Genomic DNA, 6,248 nt, shown 5'->3' with positions numbered 1-6,248 from the left:
CTTGAGGAAGAACGCCGCATCGGCGCGCGCGAGATCGCCCTGGTAGATCTGGATCGACAGCAGCGACAGCACGGCGATCGACGCCATCATCAGCCGCGCGGGCTTCCAGCGCCAGCCGAGCACGACGAGCGCCGGCACGGTGCCGATCATCACCGCCTTGTCGTAGTCATTCATGTGTTCGTTGTAATGCACGAACGCATAGCCCGCGCCGACCACGAGTGCCAGGGCGAACAGCCAGTCGATGACCGACAGGCGCGCGAGGAACGGACGGTCGTCGCCCGGCCCGCACGCGCGAACCGCGGCCGGCGCGCGAAGTCGTCGAGGCAGCCGATACAGCGACGCGGCAACGGACATCATGCCGCCGCGGGACGATTGAATGGCTTTCATGAGCGTCACCAGGATGGAACCATCGGATGCAAATAAAAAGAGGCGCCCCGCCCCGGGGGAGACGAGACACCTAAACGATCGCCGCCGGCGCCGCTCGTCTGCCCGCCCCGCGGCACCTGCCGCATGTGACGCCGGTTCGGCGCCGGCGGCTCATTGCTCGACCGACGGGCTCGCCGGGCTCGCCGGTGCGTCGGCTTCCGGCGGAAAGGCCTCGACATAGGCCGCGACCGCGCGCATGTCCTGTTCGGTCATGTTCGCGCACACGGACTTCATGATCGCGCCGCGTGGCCGCGTATCGGTTTCCCGGAAAACCCTCAGTTGCTTCATCACGTAGTCCGCGTGCTGGCCGGCGAGCCGTGGGAACCCGGTCATGCCCTCGCCATGCTGGCCATGACATCCGACACAGGCCGACACGCCCTTGTCCGGCAGTCCCGACACGAAGATCGCCTTGCCCGCGTCGAGCAGCAAGCGATCGCCGACCTCGCCGAGCACCGCCGGCTGGCTCGAGAAATAATCGGCGAGCTGCTCGATCTGCGCATCGGTCAGATGCGTGAAACCCCACATGTAGCGCTTCGCATTCGGATCGGCGCGCGCGTGATGCTTGAAGTCGGTCAACTGATCGATGAGGTATTCCTTGCGTTGCCCGGCGAGCTTCGGAAACATCGGCGATACCGACACGCCGTTCGCCCCATGGCAGTTCGAGCACACCTGCAATGCAATGGTCTTGCCCGACACGGCCGGATTGTCGACTTCCCGCGACCGCTCCAGGTCGTGACAACCCGATGCCGCCAGCACCAGCGCAAGCCAAGCGAAATGGGTCACCTTGTTCATGTCAGCGCTCTCCCTGCCGCAATGTCCGTCGCCCCGCCGGGTCTCAGAATGAAGCCAGCCATAGATAGATGAACAGCGTGTCGTTGTCCCTTGCATTGCGTCCGTTGCCGTCGTAGTTGGTCGTCGCGCCGAGGAACTTGGTGAAGTGCGTGTACTGGATACCGATTCGTACGTGCTGATCAGGTATCCAGAATATTTCCGGCGTCCACCCCTGCGTATTCGGATGGAAGTTCGCGCTTGCCGCATAGGCGGCGCTGTCCGCGGTCCCCGTCGTATTGAAGAACGACAGGCTGACGCCGTACTTGGCCTGGTAGATGTACGACGCCTTGAGCCGCAACGAATTCAGGTTCGCGGCCGTGTTGTCGCTCACGACGAAGTTGTTGGGATCGTGAATGTTCTCGCGCACGTAGCGCGCTTGCGCGGTGATCGTATGCGGCTCCAGCAGGTACTGGTACTGCGTGTCGAAACCGTAGTCGCGATAGCGCGTCACGCCCGTGCCGAAGATCGGGAAACTGTTCGGGTCGTTCGGATAGACGTTCACGCTCAGCCCGAACGCGCCGACCATCAGGCTGTGCGGCCCCCATTCGCGCGTCAGCGCGATGCGCGCATACGGGTTGTAGCCGCGCAGATAGACCTGCGGGTGATCCGGGTTGCCCGCGTGGTTGCCCTTGCTCAGGAACGACCAGATGCCGTCGGCCGTGCTGTAGGCGGTCAGCTCCGCATAGACCGTCTTGTTCCAGTACAGGTACCCGCCCATGCCGACGACCTGCATCGCGAGACCGCCCTCGATGATCGGCGTGACCGGAACGCCGGCCACCGGGCTGATCGCGGAGCCGATATACGGATAGCTCCAGGCCGGCGCGGTATTGAATACATCCTGCACGGTCGGGTTGTTGTGCAGCGTCAGGCCGAGGATCAGATCGTTGGCCGGAGACATGATCCGGTCGACGAAGCGAAAGTCGGTGTTGTCCGATGCCCACCAGCCTTTCCATTTTCCGTTGGCATCCTGATGATCGTAGTTCGCATAGGTGAACTGTGCGAAGCCGCCGAGATGGTCGGTGATCTTCCCGGCGAGGAACACGCTCGCGAAGTCGAAGATCGGCAGGCCGTTCTTCGGCGTGACCGGATTGCCGCTGGCGTCGCTGTTGGCTCGCGTCTTGCTCATGTCGGCGACGGCCATCGCCGCGAGCGGAATCGTGCGCTCGCCCAACGTATAACCGTTCAGCTTGAACATGCGCCCGTACGGCGTCAGTTCGGGAAACTGGCCGCCGGCGTGACACGCGACGCAACTTTGCCCGGTCTGGCGCGCGAAGATCGGCAGCGCGTGCCCGACGGACGCCTGCAGCAGCGCGAGCGCCGCGACCACGATCATCCCGCCGCGATGCGCCCAGCGATGACGCGTGTCATGCCCGACAAGAAACGTTGTCATGGCGGTTTCCCTCCTCACGCCGTGTGGCCCGCGCTGCGCCGGAACGTCGCGCGATGCCTTCATTGTGCGAAGCGCCCGCGAGACCCGGCATGGGGAGACTTCCTCCATTCGCGGTCTGATTCCTACTCCATCTCGACGCGCGCGGCCGCTCAGGGAACGATCCAGCCTCCGTCGGCGGCAAGCTTCGCGCGATCCGGCCCGGCGAACCGCACGATATAACCGCCCTTCGACGCGAAGCGCTGCCCGGGCGCGAGCGTCAGGCGCGGGTAGTAGCCGGTCAGGATGCGACGTTCGAGCATGTCCTCGATGCGCTCGACGAGATACTCGCCCACGAACGCATCGACCATGTGACTCAGCGTTTCGGCGAGCAGGCCGCATGCGAGATACGTGTCGGCCTGCACCTGCGGCGCGACCATCGGGATGTGCCGGATCGTGAACCAGCCGAATGCGTAGTCGACGCGCACGCGCCGCCCCTCGGGCAGGTCGAACGGATAGGCGACGCGCGTCACGCCGCGCCAGCGCGTCGGCAGCGGCGTGCTGTCGAGCCCGCCGAGCAGCCCCGACATGAACACCGTGTCCGACGCGGGCGGCACATGCTCGAGCGCCGCGAGGTCGGGCGGCCGCAGCCACAGCACGAGCGCATCGTCGCGCGGCATCCCGTGCAACGCATGTGCGACATCCTCGTGAGGCGCAAGCGCGCGATTCGACACCGCGATGCCGTGCGCCTTCAGCGCGGCGGCCAGCGCCTGGGCGCCCCGCTCGCCGTTGTCGCCCGCGCGATAGACCTGCCTGACCGTCTTCACCGGCCGCGCCGCGGCTTCATCCAGGATGCGCTTCGCGATCAGGTCCGACTCGAGCAGCACGCCGCGCGAAAAGTACACGGAGTAGAAATCGTGATCGGTCTCGACGGGCACCTCGACGTTCGGAAACAGGCACGGCACGGCCTGCTGTTCACAGAAGTCGTGAACGGGCGCCCAGTTCCTGCCGCCGAGCCCCGACACGACGGCCAGCACCGGCTGTCGCGCGAAATACTGCCTGAGCTGCTCATGCCACGTGTCGGGCGGGCCGGTGAGCGACCACACATGAAGCTCCCAGCGCCGATTGACCATGAACATCATTTTTCGCGTCGAGCGCAGCGGCGGCGTCGCGCCGAACGGAAACGCGTTCTTGTCCGCGAAGTAGTGCTGCAGGACGTCGAGCATGCCCGCCCGCTTCACCGGGTCCGCGTCCGGCGTGACGATCGTCGCGAAATGCAGCACCGTGTCGGTCACGCCCGGCAGCCTGCGCCGGTCGAGGCGTTTCAGATAGCGGCTCAACGCTGCCATGTCGGCATCGTCGAGCGCGTACTGCGGCATCAGCCTGCCAAGCGGCCGGCCTTCCGAATCGAGCCCTTCGCGCACGGCCCGCGCGAGCCGGTCTTCCGTGTACGGTTCGCGATCGGTGCGCATGCCGGGCACGTACGGAATGTCGAGATCCTCGCCGGTTTGCGCGCGAGGATGCGCCAGGTAGCGCCACGTGATCGGCGGGATCGTATTGTTGCCTTCCTTCGAGCCGAGGCCGCTGCGCCGGTGGCAATTGATACAGGCGGCAGCGGCGCCGCGCAGACGCACGCCGTCCTGATGCACCGCTTCGAGCGGCGCGCCCGAACCGAGGATGCCGCGCCGGTAGATCGCCTCGCCCGCGTCCGCGTCCGCCGGCTCGGCCGATGCAGATGGTGCAGCGGCCGCGGTCGGCACGGCGGGCGCTGGCTCTTCGCCAATCGCCTGCCCTGCGCTCGCGCCGAGCGCGGCCAGCAGCATCCACCGCGCCAGCCGCCTGCGCGACGAAGGCCGGCACGCCCCCGCGAGGGCGCGCAGCCGCCCCCGGATGCCGTTCATGGCCGTACCGTCGGCCCGCCGACACCGGGCAGTATCGGCCACGCGTTCGCATCGATCGCCACCGGACGGCGTCCGCCCGGCGACGCCGGCCGCGCGAAGATCGCGTCGTCGAGCGGCGGATTCAGCGACACCTTGTCGATGAACAGCGTGTCCTTGGTCGCTGCAGCGGCCGTGCCGCTCTCGATCTTCATCGGGATCTGCAGGCCGTCGACGCGCTTGAAGTTGCTGTAGTTCACTTCCACGGTGATCGGGCCGGCGGGCCCGCGCACCACGCGGTCGGCCTTCACGTCCAGGAACGTATGGCTGTCGATCCACACGTGGCGCATCGCGCCGGACGGCAGCTTCACCGCGAGGCGGTACGCGTCGTGACCGCCGAGCGATTCGACGCCGTCCAGCGCCACGCCGATGCCCTTCGCGTCATGGTCGACCAGCGGCCCGTCGATCACCTGCTCGTCGCGCGCGGACGTCAGCTCGCCCGGCGTATACGGCCGCAGGCTCGCCCCGCTGCTGGCGCCCTGCTTCCAGCCTTCGCGGCCGTCGAACACGCGCACGGCCTTCTGGTTCAGCACGGTGAGTTCGAAGCGCGTCTTGTTCGGCCGCTTCATCGCGAGAATGAACGGCATGTCGCGCACGGGCGCGTTCGGGCTGTCCACATGGCCCGACCAGACCATCGTCTGGATCTTGCGCCATGCATCGGGGCCGCCTCGCGCCGCGATGTTCTTCTCGACGACCTGGTCCGCGGTCAGGCCCTGTCCCGGCAATTGCCCGCACGCGCACAGGGCCGCCATCGCGCAGCCGGCGAGCAACCACGATCCGATTCGTCCCATGGCCGTCACCTCGTCGGGCTGTCCGTCGGGTGGCTCGCCACCCGGGCGACGGTGAGCGGCGGCTTGCCGAACAGCGCGTCGTCGGCCGTCTCGTTGAGCGCGACGTGCTCGATCGTGATCCGGTGCGTCTGCCTGACGCCGCTCACGACGGTCTCGAGCGTGTGCGGCATGACGAGCCCGTTCTCCTTGCGGTAATCGCGATAGAGGATGGCGACGCTATGCGTCTTGCCGTCCAGTACACGCGGTTCGCCGTCGATCTTCAGTTCGAGGAAGCTCGACGCGTCGACCCACAGGCGCCGCGTCGCGCCGTCCTTCATCGTCAGCTTCAACACGTACGCGCGGTGCCCTTCCACCTGCTCGGTGCCGAGCGTCTCGATCGTGGTGCCCTTGTTCGCGTAGTCGATCAGCGGGCCGTCGAGCTCGGCGGACGACGCGGCCGACTTGAGCTGCGCCGGCGTATACGGCTCGACGTCGTTGCGGCCCAGGTACGGCCGCACGAGCCAGCCCTGCGAACCGTCGTACACCTGCAGCGCGGTCTGCTGCTCGAACTGGATCTCGAGCCGGCTCTTGCGCGGACGCTTCAGCGTCAGCGTGAACGGCAGCTTCACGTTCTTCTTGCCGCCCGCATCGAGCTGGCCGGTCATCCTGAGCGTCGACACCGCCCGCCACGCCTGCAACCCGCCGCGCGCCGCGGCATTGCGCGCGGCGATCTGCGCCGCGTCCATGTGCGCGGCCGATGCCGCCTGTGCATTCCCCGCCGCCGAGGCCGCGAAGGCGGCCTGACCGAAAGTCAGAAAGACGGCGGCGCACGCCGCCGAAATCGACTTGAAAAGAAACCGGTTCATGACTGCTCTCCCCGCATGCAGGCCGCCCGTTGCCGATGCGCGACGGCACGCG

General features: G+C 67.1%; 5 protein-coding genes and 1 pseudogene. All 6 read right to left on the bottom strand.

The window, feature by feature from the left end; translation table 11 throughout:
* Window positions 1-354: pseudogene (locus tag U5A56_RS03295) on the bottom strand (c-type cytochrome biogenesis protein CcsB); the annotation flags it as partial.
* A gap of 183 nt (window positions 355-537) precedes the next feature.
* On the bottom strand, window positions 538-1,218 hold the full coding sequence (locus tag U5A56_RS03290; RefSeq protein ID WP_321812241.1) for a c-type cytochrome: 681 nt from the start codon (window positions 1,216-1,218) through the stop codon (window positions 538-540).
* 43 nt (window positions 1,219-1,261) lie between these two features.
* Window positions 1,262-2,647, bottom strand: coding sequence for a cytochrome C (locus U5A56_RS03285; protein WP_321920907.1), 1,386 nt, complete (start codon window positions 2,645-2,647; stop codon window positions 1,262-1,264).
* A 149-nt stretch (window positions 2,648-2,796) separates the two neighbouring features.
* Complete coding sequence (locus U5A56_RS03280; RefSeq protein WP_321920906.1) at window positions 2,797-4,524, bottom strand: c-type cytochrome; 1,728 nt, start codon at window positions 4,522-4,524, stop codon at window positions 2,797-2,799.
* Window positions 4,521-5,351 (bottom strand): hypothetical protein, encoded by an 831-nt coding sequence (locus U5A56_RS03275; RefSeq protein ID WP_321920905.1) that lies wholly within the window; start codon window positions 5,349-5,351, stop codon window positions 4,521-4,523. Before U5A56_RS03275 ends, U5A56_RS03280 begins: the two co-directional genes overlap by 4 nt.
* Before the next feature lie 5 nt (window positions 5,352-5,356).
* Window positions 5,357-6,196, bottom strand: a complete 840-nt coding sequence (locus tag U5A56_RS03270; protein ID WP_193759870.1) for an outer membrane lipoprotein-sorting protein — start codon at window positions 6,194-6,196, stop codon at window positions 5,357-5,359.
* Window positions 6,197-6,248: the final 52 nt, after the last annotated feature.

Origin of the sequence: Burkholderia sp. BCC1998 (assembly GCF_905339875.1) — a bacterium.
Lineage (GTDB): Bacteria > Pseudomonadota > Gammaproteobacteria > Burkholderiales > Burkholderiaceae > Burkholderia.
Note: the sequence above shows the minus strand (reverse complement) of the source record. Positions and strands in the feature narration are given on the sequence as shown.